Below are 15,893 nucleotides of genomic sequence, written 5' to 3'. Positions count from 1 at the left end.
TGGAAACTCGACTGATCTGCCATAACTACAACTGTCCGCGCATCAAATGAAGTCTGCTGCAAGGCGATGCCATTTGGCGCTCCTGATGGGAATGAATGCTTCTACTGCCCTGCCAATAACTACTAATACAGTCTGCGGAGATGCACATGATGACGTTATCCAATAAAACTTTTGTCGGCTGGTTTACGGGCCTTGCATTGGCCTGTGGCAGTCTGATCGCCCACGCCGAGGAACCCACGCCCATTCGTATCGGTTGGGTGAACTGGTCGGATACGGAAATAGCGGTAAAGCTGGCCGATACAGCATTGCGCGACCACTTGAAGCAACCGGTCAAATTGGTGCTCGCCGATATTGGCATTCAGTTCCAGGCCTTGGCCAACGGCAATATCGACCTGATCCCGATGGTTTGGCTGCCGAGCACTCACAAGTCGTTCTACGACAAATACCAGGATAAGCTCGAAGACCTCGGCGTGTTGTATGAAGGTCGGATCGGCATGGCGGTGCCAACGTCCATTCCCACCAGCGAACTGGCCAGTGTCGAAGACCTGAACAAGCCTGAAGTGCGGGAAAAACTCGGAGGCAAGATCCTGACGTCGGAAGTGGGCAACGGGCAGTACAAGCTGACGGAGAAGGCCATCAAGGAGTACAAGCTCGATGGCTACAAGATGGTCGCCTCTTCAGAGTCCGGCATGTTGAGCGAGCTGGATCGCAACCTCAAGCGTGACAAGTGGGCATTGGTCAACGCCTGGAGCCCGCACTGGATGTTCGCCAAGTGGCCACTGCGTTACTTGGATGATCCGAAGCAGGTGTTCGGCGGCGCCGAGCAAATTCACGCGATTGCCCGCAAAGGCTTCAGCGCCGAGCATCCCGATGTCGCCCGGTTCTTCGCCAACTTCAAGATTCCCAAGGCCGACCTTGAGAAGTTGATGGCGAGCGCCCGTGACAGTTCGGCAGACAAGGTCGTTGCAGAGTACTACGCCGCCAACAAGCCTCGTTTCGAAGCGATGTTCGGCAGCCAGACGGCTTCCGCGACACCGGCCCAGTAATGGCCGCTGTCCGATAGTTGTGTTGCCATCCGATGCCCTTGGTGAAGGGTATCGGATGTATCGATCGATTAGTCAGGCGATACCCTTGAAGACCACAACTTATCGTCGCTTAACCCTTAATGAAGCGATCGACTGGGTGGCGCATCTCTGCGAAGCGAAGGGCTGCTCATCAGCGGTTGCGCTCTCATTGGCCCATGCCACCGTGGCTGCGCAAGCGCGCGGTAACCACGCCGTGGGGTTTCGGCACCTCGCCGATTACTTGCCGGGGTTTTCCTCCGGACGTATCAATCCGCGTGCCGAGCCACGCGTCTCCCGCGCCGGCGCGATTATCTTCAAGTCTGATGCCCAAGGCGGAATTGCCCAGCTTGGTGTCGATCGCTGTTTCGATTCGTTGTGCCATGCCGCGCAGGCCAATGGCATGGCCGCGCTCAGCCAATGGAATAGCTTCACCAGCGGCGAGCTGGGCGACTACACGCTGCGGTTTGCCCAGGCCGGGCTGATTGCCTTGGCAGTCGCAAACGGACCGGCGCTGGTGGCCGTTCCTGGCGCCAAGGGCAAGACTTACTCGACCAATCCACTCTCATTTGCCGCGCCCTCGGCCGATGGTATCCCCCTGCAGTTCGACCAGGCCTGCAGTGCTGCGGCGTTCGTGAACATCGCCCACGCCGCTTCGACGGGCAGCGATATTCCCGAGGGCTGGGCGGTGGACCAGCAAGGGCACGGCACACGCAACGCCTTGGCGGCGCTGGGCGGTGCGCTGCTGCCTTTTGGTGGTCACCGAGGGGCCAATCTGATGCTCATGGTCGAGGTTCTGGCGGCGGGGCTCACGGGGGCCAATTGGTCGTTGGATGCGCCGGATTTCAACCAGGGAAACCAGACGCCCGGCTGTGGCCTGTTGCTCCTGCTTCTGGCGCCGGATTTCTTTTCGCCGGGATTCGAGCAGCGGCTTGCCAGTCAACTGGCCCGCCTGACGCAGATGCATGTCCACAGGCCGGGATGGGAACGGCAACACGCAACGGTCGCCGCGCAGGATGATGGGATCAGTGTTCCCGTTGATTTGCTGGAACAGTTGAGCCGTCTGTAGCCTAGTTCGATACGTCGCTCGGAAATGGGAGGCGAAACGAGATGAACAGCACTGAAGGTCCAGCCTCTGGTTGGAAATCGGTAGCCTTCGTGCAACAGGCGAGATTGCGCCGTGAAGCCTGGCGCCTCATCGGCCGACGCTATATTTCATAACGACTTTCCTTTGATGGCGGACAACCGAAGAGCGTGCTGTAGCACTTGCTGAAATGAGGGGTGGAGACGAAACCGCAGGCAATGGCGACGTCAGTGACGGTCAACCTGGAGTTCTGTAGCAGGCGCCGTGCTTCGGTCAGCCGAAGTTCCAGATAATACCGTTGGGGGGACATATTGATTTGTTTTCGAAACAGACGTTGGATCTGGCGCTTGGAAAGTTGAACGCATTGGGCGAGCAGATCCAGGCCCAGTGGTTCTTCAAGATTGCACTCCATCAATGCAATGACTTCTCGCAGGGACGCGCTGACTTTGCGGTCCAGCACCTTGGCCGAGGTACGGAATCGAGATTCATGGTCCAGCAGATCAAACACCGCATCCGCGACTTTCTGGTCGAGGGCAGCGTAAAGCCACTTCATCATGATTTGAAAGGCACCGGCTGGGTTTGATGCCGTGAACCGGTCCCTGTCGAACACTACTGTGTCGAGCGTCACGGTGGTCTTCGGCGAACACTCTGACAGGGCCATTCGTTGTTCGGCATGAATAGCGCATCGGTAACCATCCAGCAGTCCGGCCTTGCCCAAGTACCAGGCGCCGTTCCATAACCCGCCGAGCGCAATGGGCAGGTTCGCCAGCTTGGTCAGCAGCGTTACCAGCCCGCCGGAAAGTACCCTCGGCGTGCGTAGCCCGCCGCAGACAATCATCAAGTCCAGCGCCGCGATCCTGATATCGGTCAACGGTGTGTCTGGCCTGATGGGGATTGCCAGGTCGCTGATCACTTCAGAGTCGTTGCGACTGAAGGTATGGATTCTTATCGACCCGGGCTGGATGAGGTTGGCGGTCACCAGCACGTCCAGGCAATGAGTGAAACAGGTCAGGGAAAAGTTATCGAGCAACAGGAATCCCACGCTCGATGTTTTCTGGGCTTCAGTCAGCTGGTTCATGAGTTGTGCTTCGTATCCCGCAGGAAACTCTCATCGAAAGGGTAGTGGGTGAGTAATTCATAACCGGTCTGAGTCACCAGCAATTGGTTCTCCAGTTTGATGCCATCCCGTCCGCCCACCTCACCCACGTACGCTTCGACGCAAAGAGTCATGCCCGGCTGCAGTTCGCCCTCGTATCCGTAGGATTCCGAGTCCTCTGGGTAGCGAATGCTCGGGTATTCGTCACACAGGCCGACGCCGTGATAAAGCACGCCATAGCGTTGGGCCCGGCACGGTTCGGGCAACCGGTGCGCCCTGGCGGTCAGCTCGGTGAAGCGTACGCCTGGCTTGATCAACTCGGTGTTATGGACGATATGGTCGTGGGCGATCCGGTACAGGCGCTTCTGTTCGGCCGTAGGTTCCAGTGCCCCACAGATCCAGCTGCGGGACATGTCCACGCACATGCCGTAGGTGCCGATCAGATCCGTGTCGAAGGACAGCAAGTCACCGTCGCTTAACACCCGTGGGCCTGACTCTTGGAACCAGGGGTTGGTGCGAGGACCGGAACTGAGGATACGCGTCTCGATCCATTCGCCACCGCGGCGGATATTGCCGGAGTGCAAGGCGGCCCAGACATCGTTTTCGGTCGCGCCGGCACGCATTGCCCGGTGCATTTCGGCCACTGAGGCTTCGCACGAAGCCACCGCGCAGCGCATCGCCTTGATTTCATCCGGGCCCTTGATCATGCGCGCGAATTCGGTGACTTCCTGGCCGCTGCAAAGCTCGATCGCCAGGGCATCCAATGCGCGCACGCCGGCGACTTCGACTCGATCGACCGCAAGGCGGCGGTTGGCTCCGGCGTGTTGGCGCAGCAATTCGTCGATTTGCGCGGCGAAATGCCTGGCGTGCCGATCCGTGTGCTCACCGGTCTCGAAAAAGAAAAACGATGCGCCGCTGCGCAACTCCGTAACCAGTGGCAGGTGGGCGGAAAGGTGATCGCAACCATGAAAGTCCCACAGGACGACATGCCCGCTGGCGGCGACAAAGCATGCTCGTGCGGGGTTATGGGTCGTCCACAGCTGCATGTTGGTGGTATCGGTCGCATAGCGGATATTCAGTGGGTCGAATAACAGAATGCCGCCCAGGTCACGGGCGACCAATTGATCCACGATCCGTTGCAATCGGTACGTACGCAAGGTAGGTAAATGGGGCGGCTCCAGGCCCAAGCTCTCCCACTCGGCAAAAGCCAGCGGAGTAGGGCCGATTTCGACACGGTCGTTGTCATTGACGGAGCCGTCTTTTTTTAATGCAGTTGCGCGCTGCCTGGCGGGGTCGATGCGCCGAGCATTGGCTGGAACTGAAAAAGGTGAAGTGGTCATGAAGGGATCCATACGCTTTAACACCTAATCCGATCACCGCTTGCGTGGAGCGGTGACCGGTGTGCTGAACGCTGTCAGTACAGCCCGTGCTCGATCAGGTTACGAAGCATCGATCCAGATGGTTTTCAGCTCGGTGTACTGATCGTGTGCCCAGACGGATTTGTCGCGTCCGCCAAAGCCAGACTCCTTGTAGCCGCCGAACGGCGTGGAGGCGTCGCCTTCACCGAAACAGTTGACCGTGACCACGCCCGCACGAATCTCCCGCGACAGGCGCAAGGCGTTACGCAGGCTGCCGGTATAGGCGGATGCCGCCAGGCCGTAGACCGTGTCATTGGCAAGTTCGATGGCTTCGTCGATCGTGCTGAAGCTGGTGACGCTCAATACCGGCCCGAAGATCTCCTCGATAAACAGGCGACTGTCACGTTCGACGCCATCGATGATGGTCGGCTGCACGAACACGCCGGACTCGGTTTCGCCACCTTGCAGCACATTGAGTTTGTGCTCGGCTGCGTATTCCAGATACGAACGTACCTTGTCGAAATGGGTTTTGCTGATCATGGCGCCAAGGCGATTTTCAGGATCCAGCGGGTCACCCATTTTCCAATCGCGCAGATGCTTGCCGATCAGTTGCAGCAGTTCATCCTTGACGTCTTTATGGACGATCAGCCGTGAGGAGGCCGAGCAGTTTTCACCCATGTTCCAGAAAGCGCCGGCCGTCACATACTGGGCAACCTGATCAAGGTCTTCGCAGTCATTCATCACCACGGCAGGGTTTTTACCCCCTAGTTCCAGCACGACGCGCTTGAGGTTCGACTCGGACGCGTACTTGAGGAACAACCGGCCCGTGTCGGTAGAACCGGTGAAGCTGACCATCGCCACATCCATATGCCGACCGATTGCCTCGCCAGCCTCCCGGCCGCCGCCAGGGGTAATGTTGAATACGCCTGCCGGAATACCGGCCTGATGGGCCAGCTCGGCAACACGCAGCGCGGTCAGGGTGGTTTCCTTGGCCGGTTTGACCACGATGGAACAGCCAGCGGTCAAGGACGGACCAATCTTCCAGGCCAGCATCAACAAGGGGAAGTTCCACGGCAGGACCAGGCCGACGACACCGATCGCTTCGCGCACCACCAGGGTGACCGCACCGTGGCCGGTCGGCGCGGTGCTGTCGTATACCTTGTCGATCAACTCCGCATGCCAGCGCAGGGTATGGATCGTGTCGGGTACATCGACGTTCTGGCATTCGCTGACCGGCTTGCCGCTGTCCAGGCTTTCCAGCACGGCGAGCTCGTGGGCGTTGTCTTCCAGTAATTGGGCGAAACGCAGGAGCACCTGCTTACGTGCGCCGGGTGACAGCTTATGCCAGCGACCATCCTCGAAGGCTTGCTTGGCGGCGGCTACGGCAACATCGACGTCACGGGTATCGCACGCCGCGATCTCCGCAAGCTGTTCACCCGTGGCAGGGTTCGTCGTGATAAAGGTTTTTCCAGAGAGGGCATCGCGGAACTCGCCGTTGATGAACGCCTGGGTAGGAAATTTCAACTGGGCGGCGATGGCCGCGTACTGTTCTTTGCTCAGTAAATCAGCCATTTCAGACACCTCCAGTGATCTGCGCGATGTTGCGCTTGAGCTCGGTGACGACGCCTTGCAGCGCCTGCTTTTCCTCAAGGTCCAGGCCGTGCAGGGGCGCGCGCAGGCCACCGGTGCTCAAGCCGTTCAGTTCACACCCGTACTTGATGGACTGGACAAACTTTCCGCCTTCCAGAAAGTCCATCAGCGGCATCATCGCCGCCATGATGCGGCGGCCTTTGTCGAAGTCTTTCTCGACAACGCAGGCCTCGTACAGCGCGACGTGTTCGTGGGGAATGAAGTTGGATCCGGCACACACCCAACTGCGGGCGCCCCAGGCGAAAAACTCCAGGGCTTGATCGTCCCAGCCACAAGACAGGGCGATGTGTGGGTATTTGCAGGCCAAACGGTGCATCTGGGCCGTGTCACCGGAGCTTTCCTTGATGGCGACGATGTTCTTCACATCGCGGACCTCATCAAAGAACTCCTCGCCCATGCTCACGCTCATGCGGCCTGGATAGTTGTAAAGCATGATGGGGAGGTCGGCGGCGCGGTCCACGGCCTTGACATGCAGGGCGATCTCTTTTTGTGTCGGCAGTGCATAGGGTGGCGAGCCAACCAACAACGCATCGGCCTTGATGGCCTTCGCTGCTTCGGCGTAGGCGACCGAGTCTTCAGTGCGGATGGCGCCGGTACCGACGATCAGCGGCAGACGACCGCGCAGGACATCCTTGGCCTGGGCGGCCAGGTCGAAACGCTCCTGGGCGGTGTGGGCATAATATTCGCCGGTTGAGCCGCCGATTATGATGCCGTGCACCTTGGAGTCGACCAGATACTCCAAAACTTCGGCGAAGGCTGTCTTATCGATACTGCCATCAGAGGTCAGAGGCGTAACGGCCGGTGTGTAAATGCCTTCAAATTTCATCAATCTCGCTCCAATTAGTGTCACTGCCTATCAAGCGGCGCTAGCTCGATAGAGTCAGCGCAGCCAATTTTTAAACCAAGGGAGGCCGCTTGCTGAAAGTCGAACGAACGACTTCAACTTCTTTAAATTTGGCGGCCCAGGTCAACTTTCTTTACCCGCTCGGTACTGCCCCCATCGCAAACTTATATTGACGCCTGCGGAAACTAGCGGCGCGGGTGGGTTAGGGCAGGGGCCGGGTGATTTCAAGACGAAATCAATGAGCTCGGATTGTTCTCCAGCCAGCCAATCAGCCAAGAGTTTGCCGGTCGCCGTCCCTCGGGTAACACCTAATCCGTTGCAGCACAGCGCCCCATAGACGTTGGGTGAAAGTTCGCCGAAATAACCCATATGGTTCCGTGAAAGAGCCAGTGCACCGCCCCAGGTATATTCGAAGTTCATTTCAGGCAGCATGGGAAAGCGTCGTTCGAAAGAGGCCTGATGCCTGGCGACAAAGCGTTTCAGATATTTTGAGTCGCTGCGGCCATCCGGGTTAAAGCTGAAACTGTTACGGATCAAAAGACGGTTATCCGGTGTGCGACGTACCGTGGTACCGAATGGATCCGCGGGAATGACACCCCAATAAGGCCGGCCACCGAGGCGAGCTTGTTCTTGCTCGGTCATGGGGCGGGTCAGGCTGGCATAGGTAAACACCGGTAGCATGCGGCCCTTCAGGAAGCCGAAACTCATGCCAAAGGCATTATTGGTCAGGATCAGTTTGTCGGCGGTGATTGAACCCGCAGCGTGCGTGAGCACGGTCTTCGTGCCGTACTCCACATGGGTGACCGCGGTGTTTTCATACAGCGTCACGTTACTGGGGAGACTGTCGGCCAAACCTTTGACCAGCGCCGAAGGCTGAAGCAAAGAAGTCCCCGGCGTAAATAACGCTTTGCGGTAAAAATGCGTGCCGATATGTTCGGGCAGTTCGCTAGCCTCGATCATCTGGTAGGGCTGATCGAGTTTATCGAGTCCGCGGCGGTAGGCCTCCAGGACGGCGATGCCTCTGGGTTCAACGGCCGCCTGATATTTGCCGCAATGCTTCATTTGGCAATCGATGCCGTGGCGTTCAACCAACTCTTTTAAATAACTCAAACCACTGAGATTAAGTTTCAGCGTTGTTTTGGCCGTGGCGATATCGCCAATGTAGTCCTCAGCGGCGATGTCATGTGGCAGGTCGATAGCGAACCCGGCATTACGACCGGAAGTTCCAAAGCCCACTTCCTGAGCGTCGATCAACACGATCTGATCGTCGGGGAAGTGAGTGGCGAGTTGACGGGCGGCGGCAAGCCCTGTGAAGCCGGCACCGACAATGACCCAACGGGCGCTGCTATGACCTTGATGGGCGGGCCTGATCTGGCGCCCCCTGCTCAAGTGATACCACCCGCAAGATTGATCATCGGCAGGTAACGAAGAGACTTTTAACATTTCAAGATCCTGTTCATTCAACCGATCCGACGCCAGTCATGCAAAAAAGGGTGCTCGATAATTTCACGTGAGCTGAGTAATCAACGGACGTAAGTGTCAAGACTTGCAGTTTCAATTAACTGTGTTGTGAGGCGAAGTGCTGCGACGAACGCAATGTCATTAAAGGACGGGGCAGTCAGCGACGTGCCCCACCTCGATAGGCTTATTATTTGCTAGCTTGTGTCGCCGCGGCGCGAGCTGATTGCAACCATGCGTCAAACTGCTGCCGATGGGCGGCTACCCAGTCTTTGGCATGACGACGGATATCAGCCGGCTTTTTCTCGCCCTGTTGCATTTTCAAGTTCTGGGCACTTTCGTCGGCGGTGGTAATTTGCATCACCGAGAGGAACTTCAAGGCCGCCGGATTTTTCGCGGCGAAGTCTTTGTTCAACACGGCCTCGACTTTATCTACCGCAAAGCCGAGGTTCTTGCCGTTGTACATCGTGTTGACATCGTTATTGCCATCAGGCAAGTCGGTTTTCGGTACTTCCAGCCATACCACATCCTTGTCTTCGACCAAAACAGTGGCGATCCACTGTGGGACCCAAGTGAAGTAAAGAATCGGCTGCCCTTCCTTATAACGAGTAATGGTGTCGGCCATCAGTGCGAAATAAGAACCCTGGTTGACGTTTATCGATTTTTCCAGGCCGTAAGCCTTCATGTGATGAGCGATAACCAGCTCGCAGCCCCAGCCAGGATTGCATCCCGTCATGTCCGCTTTGCCGTCGCCGTTGGTGTCGAACAGTTTGGCGATTTCCGGTTTTTTCAGGTCGGTGATGTATTTGATGCCATGGGCTTCAGCGGTCTTTTTGTCAATCAAATAGCCTTGGAGTACGCCGGGCATAATGTCGCCCGCCTTGACCATGGCCTTATCGCCCCCGGCCTGCTGGTAGAACTTATCGTGCAATTTGTCCCACAAGTGCACCGTAAAGTCCGCATCACCACTACCCAGGGCCATCATCATGACGCCGTACTCGGTCTCCTTGGGTTCCTGCACCTTGTAACCCAGCTCTCGAAGACCTTCCATTGCCACTTCACCGCGGAATCGTTCCTCAGCGATAGAAGGGAAGATGGGGGTAACCTTTACACCGTCGCCCGGTTGGTTGGCCGAGGCGTTCGCGCACAGGGACGTAGCCACAATGGCGAGGGCTGTAGCGCAATTGAGAATGCTGCGGGAAAGCTTGAATTCAGACATTTTCGCGTACCTTTTTTTGGTTTTATCTTCGTGTGCGGCAGATCGAATACGAGGGTTTAAGCTGTCTTGCCCCTTCCCACCGGTTGTTTCGCCCCAAACAAGCGCAGAACAACGCCGACAGGACCTGTGTGATACCAGCGCAGGCTTGGGTCGGCCCCGGTGCGAGCGCCCATGGCCTGGGTCAGTCGGTCAAGGAAGATGGCGAGCAGCACCAAGCCAGTCCCGCCGACCGTAGCCAAGCCCATGTCCAGGCGACCGATGCCGCGCAGGACCATTTGGCCAAGGCCGCCCACCGAGATCATCGAAGCGATGACCACCATCGACAGCGAGAGCATCAGGGTCTGATTGAGTCCGGCCATGATGGTGGGGGTCGCCAGTGGCAACTGAACGCGGGTCAGCATCTGCCGAGGCGTGCAGCCAAAAGCGCGGGCTGCTTCTATTTTGTCTTCCGGTACCTGGCGGATGCCCAGGTTCGTCAGGCGCACTAACGGGGGGAGGGCGAAGACAATGGTCACAAGGATGCCCGGCACGTTGCCGATGCCGAACAGCATGACGACAGGGACCAGATAAACGAACGCCGGCAAGGTCTGCATGGCATCGAGTACGGGGCGCAAGATCCTCTCCAGGTTGTCGCTACGGGCGCAGAGAATACCCAGGGGTATACCTAGCAAGGCGCAAAAGAATACTGAAGTCAGTACCAGCGCCAGCGTGGTCATCGACTCGGACCAGACACCGATAAGGCCCAGCAGTGTGAGCGTCACAAAACACAGCAAAGCCATGCGTTTACCGGCCAGCTGCCATCCCAGCAAGGAAGACAGAATGATCCCAATGCTGGGTGGGATGCTTTGCAACGTGTATTCGACGCCGTTCAGTACTTGGTCAATCGGCCAGCGGATGGCGCGGAACACATCGCGAAAGTTGTGCACCAGAAAATTCAGGGTGCTTTCCACCCAGTCACCCAATGGAATGGTCGCGACTTGGAACGGATCGAGAAAACTGAACTCGGACATCAGGCTTACCTCTTCATCATCACCGCAGCGGCGTTATGAAGGCCGCAGGTACTTCAGGTCAGGGACGCGCCAGCGTAGAGGGCGCGCCTGTATTAATGGCGGCTCAGCGTTTGCAGTAACTCACTCTTTGACAGGGTCCCGGCGAGCGCCCCCGAACGGTTGAGTACAGGGACCGGATAGGGCAGGTTGGCTGCGATTTCCAGGACTTCGTGCAGGGGGGTATCGGTAAATACGGGATGCTGTTGGTGCTGGGTGTAATGCGTGCTGCCACCTGCGCCACTGGCATCGATATCCACGACCCCGAGCAGTTGCCCGCCTTCATCGATCAAGTAACCAAACGGTAGGCCGGCCTTGAACTGTGGCGCTTGGCCGTTCAGCTTGCGAACCCATTCAGGATCGAGCTTGGCCACGTCGCCTGCCTTGAGAATCCGGGAGCTGTCGAATCCTTTGAAGAACGTGCGTACATAGTCATTGGCCGGTTGACTGATCAACTCTTGAGGTGTGCCGATCTGTACCACTTGGCCGCCCTCCATGATCGCGATGCGATGACCGATACGAACGGCTTCCTCAATGTCGTGGGAAATGAAGATGATGGTCCGCTTTTGCTCGGCTTGCAGGCGAATGAGCTCTCCCTGCATCTCGCTGCGGATAAGCGGGTCCAAGGCGGAAAAGGCTTCGTCCATCAGCAGGATGGTCGGGTCGTTGGCAAGCGCGCGGGCCAGGCCTACCCTTTGCTGCATACCACCGGAAAGTTGATGCGGATAACTGTGCTCCTGTCCGGCAAGACCGACTTGACTGAGGGCCTCCCTGGCGCGGCTATGGCGTTCCTCTTCAGCGATGCCGGAAATCGCCAGGCCGAAGGCGGTGTTTTCCAAGACGCTCATGTGCGGCATCAAGGCAAAGGATTGGAACACCATGCCCATCTCTTTACGGCGGACATCCAGAAGGGCTTTATCAGCCAGCCCGGTAATTTCGCGACCGTTCAGATAAATGCTGCCGGAGGTGGGCTCGATAAGGCGGTTGAACAAGCGCACCATCGTCGACTTGCCAGAACCCGAGAGCCCCATGATCACAAAGATTTCGCCACGCTTGACGGCAAAGCTGGCGTCGAAAACACCAATAACCTGGCCGGTTTTCTCAAAGACATCTTGTTTGCAGGCGCCGGCGGCAAGCATTTTCATCGCCACGTCGGGTTGTGCGCCAAATATTTTAAAAACGTTCTTAACAGAAATGATTTCGTCTGAACTAGTCATCGCGTCCCTCCTTTGCGTGTAACGCTACAAGCGCGCGAAATCGAATTGAGTTCGAGCGTTGATAATTTAGGCGGGCAGGAATAAATGATAGATGTGCGCATGACATTGACCTTGTTTTTATTGTTTGCCCTTGGGCTCGGGCTTTTTTTCAATTTATAAGTATCCCGGTCTTAAATCCAACAACATTTACAGGGCTTTATGGATAACCTAACGTTATCGAGGCCTGTCGAAACGACCGCCTTGGCGCGATCACGACGCTTTGTATGGCCTGGGCCAGGCTATTGAGTTACGCTCCGCGGCTTTCGCGGAGGAAAGGAGTGTGAGGGCTTACCATGCTCAGCAGACACGTTGACCCCGATACATTACTGCTCAGAATGCCTTCCCTCAGGGCTGTCAGGGCATTCGTCGCCGCCGCTAAATATGAAAGCTTCACGCGGGCAGCGGAGGCACTCTGTGTATCGCAAGCCGCGATCAGTCGGCAGATTCGCGAGCTTGAGGAGTCGTTGGGTGCTCAACTGTTCATGCGTGCCGGGCGCACGGTAGAACTAACCGCCGAGGGAAAGATCTTTTTTGAGGCAGCGCAACTGTCGTTCGTTAATATTGCACAGGCGGCTGAAAGGATTCGTACCGCGCCGACGCAGAAACATATCCTGACGGTTTGTTGCTCTCCCGCGTTCTCTGCATTGTGGCTATCGGAACACCTTCCAGAGTTTCGGGCGACTAATCCGGATATTGAGTTCAATCTGATCACGACGCAGAACTTTGTGAATATGGAGCCTGGCATAGAACCGGACATCATCATCTCGAAGATTAGCAAGGTGGGGGATGGGTATAAGAGTTATCAGTTGTGCCACGATATTATCTATCCTGTGTGCTCTCCAACGTTTTTGGACGCGCATCCCGAACTGACCTCACTTGAAGGAGTGCGTGATTCTTCGCTACTCAATCTAAGTCCCTACGGACGGTCGGGTGTGGCTGAGCATGTGGACTGGGGGGTGTGGTTGGCGTTTCTGAACGTCGATATCGATGAGCGTCCTGGCGACTGCCCGCCTATTTTTCATGCCAATGATTACAACCTGATCATGAGCATGGTCATGACCCACCAAGGCGTCGCACTGGGCTGGAACCAGCTTGTCGGGGCAATGGTCGAGAGAGGGCAGCTCGTTCGCCCCGTCGAGCATCAGGTGACGCTTCGAAACAGTCTTCATTATGTTGCCTGTAATGAAAGGACTGAATATGAAGATGCCTGTCGGAGAGTGCGAGACTGGATCCTTTCGAAGTTTTCCAGATTGGCCGTATGAGTTTTCTCCCATGTAGGCTCCTCTTGGCCGGTAGCGAAATGTAAACAGGGTATTGTCTGGGGTCGCTGGGTCATAACGTCAAGTTATCAGTTGAACAACGAAAATGTAGTTTTGCCGACCGGATTGGCTATCGTACCCTTCGTGTTAAACATGGCTGATACATGCGTGTTCAGCGGCTGCGTTGGGCGATTTTCAGCGCAGGATCCGTTGGCCATGACAGCGTTTTCTGGGCGTACTTGCCGTTAACCGCCAGGTTGATGTGCAGAGGATAATAATGAATATCAAAGCATCCGTGATCGACCTGATTAAAAAGCGCAAGGCCCGCCACGCGCTTCCCCGTGAACTGTATATTGAGCCCGATGTTTTTCGTCAGGATCTTGAGCAGATCTGGCACAAGGATTGGATTTTTGCCGGGCATACCTTTGAGCTTGAAAAACCCGGCCAATACTTGACATTGCAGATCGGCGACTATCCAGTCTTGGTCATCAGGGATAAGAGCGGCCAGGTTCGGGCTTTTCACAACGCTTGTCGTCATCGTGGCTCTAAAGTTTGTGAGCACGCCCAGGGCAAAGTGGCCAAGCTTGTTTGTCCTTATCATAAGTGGACTTTCGAACTGGACGGCAGTCTTTTGTTTGCCGGTAATATGGGTGCCGATTTCGACAGGACGCAATACAACCTGAAACCTGTTCATTGTGAAATTGTTCATACGTACATTTATGTCTGCGTCGCTGACGAGGCGCCCGAGTTCGAAAGTTTCAGGCGCTCGGTAAGTCCTTTCATAGCCCCGCATTTCCTCGATAACTGCAAGGTGGCTTTCGAGTCAAACCTCATAGAAAAGGGTAACTGGAAGCTCGTGTTTGAAAACAACCGCGAGTGTTTCCACTGTGACGGTACGCATCCCGAGTTGATGAACTCTTTTGTCGAGAACCTTTCGGTGGCAGGCGTCGGCGGCGAAGATGATCCCGAACTGACCGCACACTGGAATCGCTGCGAAATCGCCGGTATGCCCAGCAAGCTGGTCATGGACCCGAATGGCCGTTTTCGTATGACACGCATCCCACTTTCCGCGGGCGCGGTGAGTTACACCATGGATGGTAAACCGGCTGTGGCGGGACGCCTGGATAAAAGCGGCGAGCCGGATATTGGCGCCTTGCTCTACTTTAACTACCCGTCCACCTGGAACCACTTTCTCGGCGATCATGCATTGAGCTTCCGGGTATTGCCGATCGGCCCCGGCGAAACGCTTGTGACGACCAAATGGCTCGTACCCAATACCGCCGTTGAAGGTGTTGACTACGAGATTGATCGGCTGACGAAGGTTTGGCTTGCCACCAACGATCAAGACCGTCGTTTGGTGGAAGGAACGCAGGCCGGTGTGACCTCACCGACTTACGAGCCGGGACCCTTCTCGGACATTGCGGAAAATGGTGTATGCCAGTTTGACGATTGGTACTGCGAAACCATGCTGACGCGCCTCCAGACCCAGATTCCACTTAAATCGGTGGGTTGATTTCCCGGCGACGATGGGCGGCGCTTTCTGCGTCGGCCATTGCTATTGCATGCAAACAGCCCGAAAGGGCTGTTGGTGCGTCTGATCAAGAAGAATAATAAGGGGCTCGATTCAATGTCCGCATTCGCTTTTTCCGGCCTCAACCTGGCCGTTACCACGCCGTTCGATGCCCAAGGCAAGATTGACTATCCACGCTTCGAGACGTTGCTCGAAAGCTATCTGGCTGCTGGCATACAAGGCTTTGTCCTGAGTTCCGGGACGGGCATGCACGTTTACCTGAGCCAGGACGAGTCCAGGCAACTGGTTGCCTTTGGTGCCAAGGTCATCAATGGGCGTGCGCGTGTCATCGTGCAAACCTCTGCCTTGTTGGCGGAGGAAGTGGTGCAGCGCACCCGCCATGCCGCTGAATGTGGCGCCGATGGCGTCATGGTGCTGCCACCGTTTTTCGAAGGCCCCACCGACGACCAGGGCATCGTCGATTTCTACTCGACGGTGTCCGAAGCCGGGTTGCCGATCATTGGTTACAACGTGCCTCAGGCGGTGGGCGTGGAAGTGACCCCGTCGCTGTTTCGCCAGTTGAGCCAGATTCCAAACTTCGTCTCGGTCAAGGACAGCAGTGGTGATCTTGCCGCCCAGGCCTCGCTGATCCGCACGGGCTTGCCGACGATGAATGGCGCCGACGCGCTGGTGCCTTACGCACTCTTCGCCGGTGCCGCGGGCCTGATCTGGGGTGGGGCGAACATGGCTCCGCGATCTTGTGTTGCGGTGGTGAAGGCTGCCCTGGAACAGGATTGGGCGCGAGCCCGGGAGATCTGGCGGTCGATCGAGCCGATAATGTCGTTGATCTGGAAGGGTGATTATGTACAGTCGGTCTATGCCGCTGCCGAGATCACTGGTTATGGGGCGGGGAATCCTCGTCGTCCCTTGGCGCGTTTGTCTGCTGGTAAAGTCGACGTGCTCAAAGTTGCTCTTGAGCCCTTGATCGCGCTCGAGTCTGACCTCGCCTGACGATGGCGCCCGGGCTTACGACTAGGCGAATGGCGTGTCGG

General features: G+C 56.8%; 13 protein-coding genes. 5 read left to right on the top strand and 8 right to left on the bottom strand.

Annotated elements, in window-relative coordinates:
* Nucleotides 1-146: 146 nt before the first annotated feature.
* Nucleotides 147-1,046, top strand: coding sequence for a glycine betaine ABC transporter substrate-binding protein (locus HU762_RS13810; RefSeq protein ID WP_186637751.1), 900 nt, complete (start codon nucleotides 147-149; stop codon nucleotides 1,044-1,046).
* 55 nt (nucleotides 1,047-1,101) lie between these two features.
* Entirely contained in the window at nucleotides 1,102-2,130 is a 1,029-nt protein-coding gene (locus HU762_RS13805; protein WP_186637748.1) for an Ldh family oxidoreductase, read from the top strand.
* Nucleotides 2,131-2,269: 139 nt separating this feature from the next.
* Here HU762_RS13805 and HU762_RS13800 read toward each other — a convergent pair whose 3' ends face one another.
* From HU762_RS13800 to HU762_RS13765, 8 genes are all read right to left on the bottom strand, one after another.
* Complete coding sequence (locus tag HU762_RS13800; protein WP_186637745.1) at nucleotides 2,270-3,223, bottom strand: helix-turn-helix domain-containing protein; 954 nt, start codon at nucleotides 3,221-3,223, stop codon at nucleotides 2,270-2,272.
* The gene (gene dddP, locus HU762_RS13795; protein ID WP_186637742.1) at nucleotides 3,220-4,581 is read right to left on the bottom strand and encodes a dimethylsulfonioproprionate lyase DddP; all 1,362 of its coding nucleotides are present in this window, start codon (nucleotides 4,579-4,581) and stop codon (nucleotides 3,220-3,222) included. The genes HU762_RS13800 and dddP overlap by 4 nt, the downstream gene beginning before the upstream one ends.
* 99 nt (nucleotides 4,582-4,680) lie before the next feature.
* A complete protein-coding gene (locus HU762_RS13790) occupies nucleotides 4,681-6,171 on the bottom strand; it encodes an aldehyde dehydrogenase (protein ID WP_186637739.1) in 1,491 nt (496 codons plus the stop codon).
* Nucleotide 6,172: 1 nt separating this feature from the next.
* On the bottom strand, nucleotides 6,173-7,075 hold the full coding sequence (locus HU762_RS13785) for a dihydrodipicolinate synthase family protein (protein ID WP_186637736.1): 903 nt from the start codon (nucleotides 7,073-7,075) through the stop codon (nucleotides 6,173-6,175).
* A gap of 141 nt (nucleotides 7,076-7,216) precedes the next feature.
* The gene (locus HU762_RS13780) at nucleotides 7,217-8,536 is read right to left on the bottom strand and encodes an FAD-binding oxidoreductase (RefSeq protein WP_186637943.1); all 1,320 of its coding nucleotides are present in this window, start codon (nucleotides 8,534-8,536) and stop codon (nucleotides 7,217-7,219) included.
* 205 nt (nucleotides 8,537-8,741) lie between these two features.
* Nucleotides 8,742-9,770 carry a glycine betaine/L-proline ABC transporter substrate-binding protein ProX gene (proX, locus tag HU762_RS13775; protein ID WP_186637733.1) on the bottom strand — a complete coding sequence of 343 codons (1,029 nt, stop codon included), beginning with the start codon at nucleotides 9,768-9,770 and terminating at the stop codon, nucleotides 8,742-8,744.
* A 56-nt stretch (nucleotides 9,771-9,826) separates the two neighbouring features.
* Nucleotides 9,827-10,780 (bottom strand): glycine betaine/L-proline ABC transporter permease ProW, encoded by a 954-nt coding sequence (gene proW / locus HU762_RS13770; protein WP_186637730.1) that lies wholly within the window; start codon nucleotides 10,778-10,780, stop codon nucleotides 9,827-9,829.
* A gap of 92 nt (nucleotides 10,781-10,872) precedes the next feature.
* The gene (locus HU762_RS13765; RefSeq protein ID WP_186637727.1) at nucleotides 10,873-12,033 is read right to left on the bottom strand and encodes a glycine betaine/L-proline ABC transporter ATP-binding protein; all 1,161 of its coding nucleotides are present in this window, start codon (nucleotides 12,031-12,033) and stop codon (nucleotides 10,873-10,875) included.
* Between the two features lie 332 nt (nucleotides 12,034-12,365).
* On the opposite strand from HU762_RS13765, the gene HU762_RS13760 reads away from it, so the two are divergent.
* The 3 genes from HU762_RS13760 (at nucleotide 12,366) to HU762_RS13750 (ending at nucleotide 15,852) form a co-directional block, all read left to right on the top strand.
* On the top strand, nucleotides 12,366-13,334 hold the full coding sequence (locus HU762_RS13760; protein ID WP_186637724.1) for a LysR family transcriptional regulator: 969 nt from the start codon (nucleotides 12,366-12,368) through the stop codon (nucleotides 13,332-13,334).
* 274 nt (nucleotides 13,335-13,608) lie between these two features.
* A complete protein-coding gene (locus tag HU762_RS13755) occupies nucleotides 13,609-14,844 on the top strand; it encodes an aromatic ring-hydroxylating dioxygenase subunit alpha (protein WP_186637722.1) in 1,236 nt (411 codons plus the stop codon).
* A 114-nt stretch (nucleotides 14,845-14,958) separates the two neighbouring features.
* On the top strand, nucleotides 14,959-15,852 hold the full coding sequence (locus tag HU762_RS13750) for a dihydrodipicolinate synthase family protein (protein WP_186637720.1): 894 nt from the start codon (nucleotides 14,959-14,961) through the stop codon (nucleotides 15,850-15,852).
* Nucleotides 15,853-15,893 lie beyond the last annotated feature (41 nt).

The sequence above is a fragment of the Pseudomonas sp. SWRI92 genome (assembly GCF_014268685.1).
Lineage (GTDB): Bacteria > Pseudomonadota > Gammaproteobacteria > Pseudomonadales > Pseudomonadaceae > Aquipseudomonas > Aquipseudomonas marvdashtae.
The sequence above is the reverse complement of the archived record's forward strand: the minus strand, read 5'-3'. Positions and strand labels throughout refer to the sequence as shown.

What these genes read in the sequence shown, in the direction of transcription:
- HU762_RS13755 (WP_186637722.1), top strand. Translation starts at nt 13,609, where the DNA reads ATGAATATCAAAGCATCCGTGATCGACCTGATTAAAAAGCGCAAGGCC.
- HU762_RS13750 (WP_186637720.1), top strand. Translation starts at nt 14,959, where the DNA reads ATGTCCGCATTCGCTTTTTCCGGCCTCAACCTGGCCGTTACCACGCCG.
- HU762_RS13790 (WP_186637739.1), bottom strand. Translation starts at nt 6,171, where the DNA reads ATGGCTGATTTACTGAGCAAAGAACAGTACGCGGCCATCGCCGCCCAG.
- HU762_RS13785 (WP_186637736.1), bottom strand. Translation starts at nt 7,075, where the DNA reads ATGAAATTTGAAGGCATTTACACACCGGCCGTTACGCCTCTGACCTCT.
- proX (WP_186637733.1), bottom strand. Translation starts at nt 9,770, where the DNA reads ATGTCTGAATTCAAGCTTTCCCGCAGCATTCTCAATTGCGCTACAGCC.
- HU762_RS13780 (WP_186637943.1), bottom strand. Translation starts at nt 8,536, where the DNA reads ATGTTAAAAGTCTCTTCGTTACCTGCCGATGATCAATCTTGCGGGTGG.
- HU762_RS13805 (WP_186637748.1), top strand. Translation starts at nt 1,102, where the DNA reads ATGTATCGATCGATTAGTCAGGCGATACCCTTGAAGACCACAACTTAT.
- HU762_RS13810 (WP_186637751.1), top strand. Translation starts at nt 147, where the DNA reads ATGATGACGTTATCCAATAAAACTTTTGTCGGCTGGTTTACGGGCCTT.
- proW (WP_186637730.1), bottom strand. Translation starts at nt 10,780, where the DNA reads ATGTCCGAGTTCAGTTTTCTCGATCCGTTCCAAGTCGCGACCATTCCA.
- HU762_RS13760 (WP_186637724.1), top strand. Translation starts at nt 12,366, where the DNA reads ATGCTCAGCAGACACGTTGACCCCGATACATTACTGCTCAGAATGCCT.
- HU762_RS13800 (WP_186637745.1), bottom strand. Translation starts at nt 3,223, where the DNA reads ATGAACCAGCTGACTGAAGCCCAGAAAACATCGAGCGTGGGATTCCTG.
- dddP (WP_186637742.1), bottom strand. Translation starts at nt 4,581, where the DNA reads ATGACCACTTCACCTTTTTCAGTTCCAGCCAATGCTCGGCGCATCGAC.
- HU762_RS13765 (WP_186637727.1), bottom strand. Translation starts at nt 12,033, where the DNA reads ATGACTAGTTCAGACGAAATCATTTCTGTTAAGAACGTTTTTAAAATA.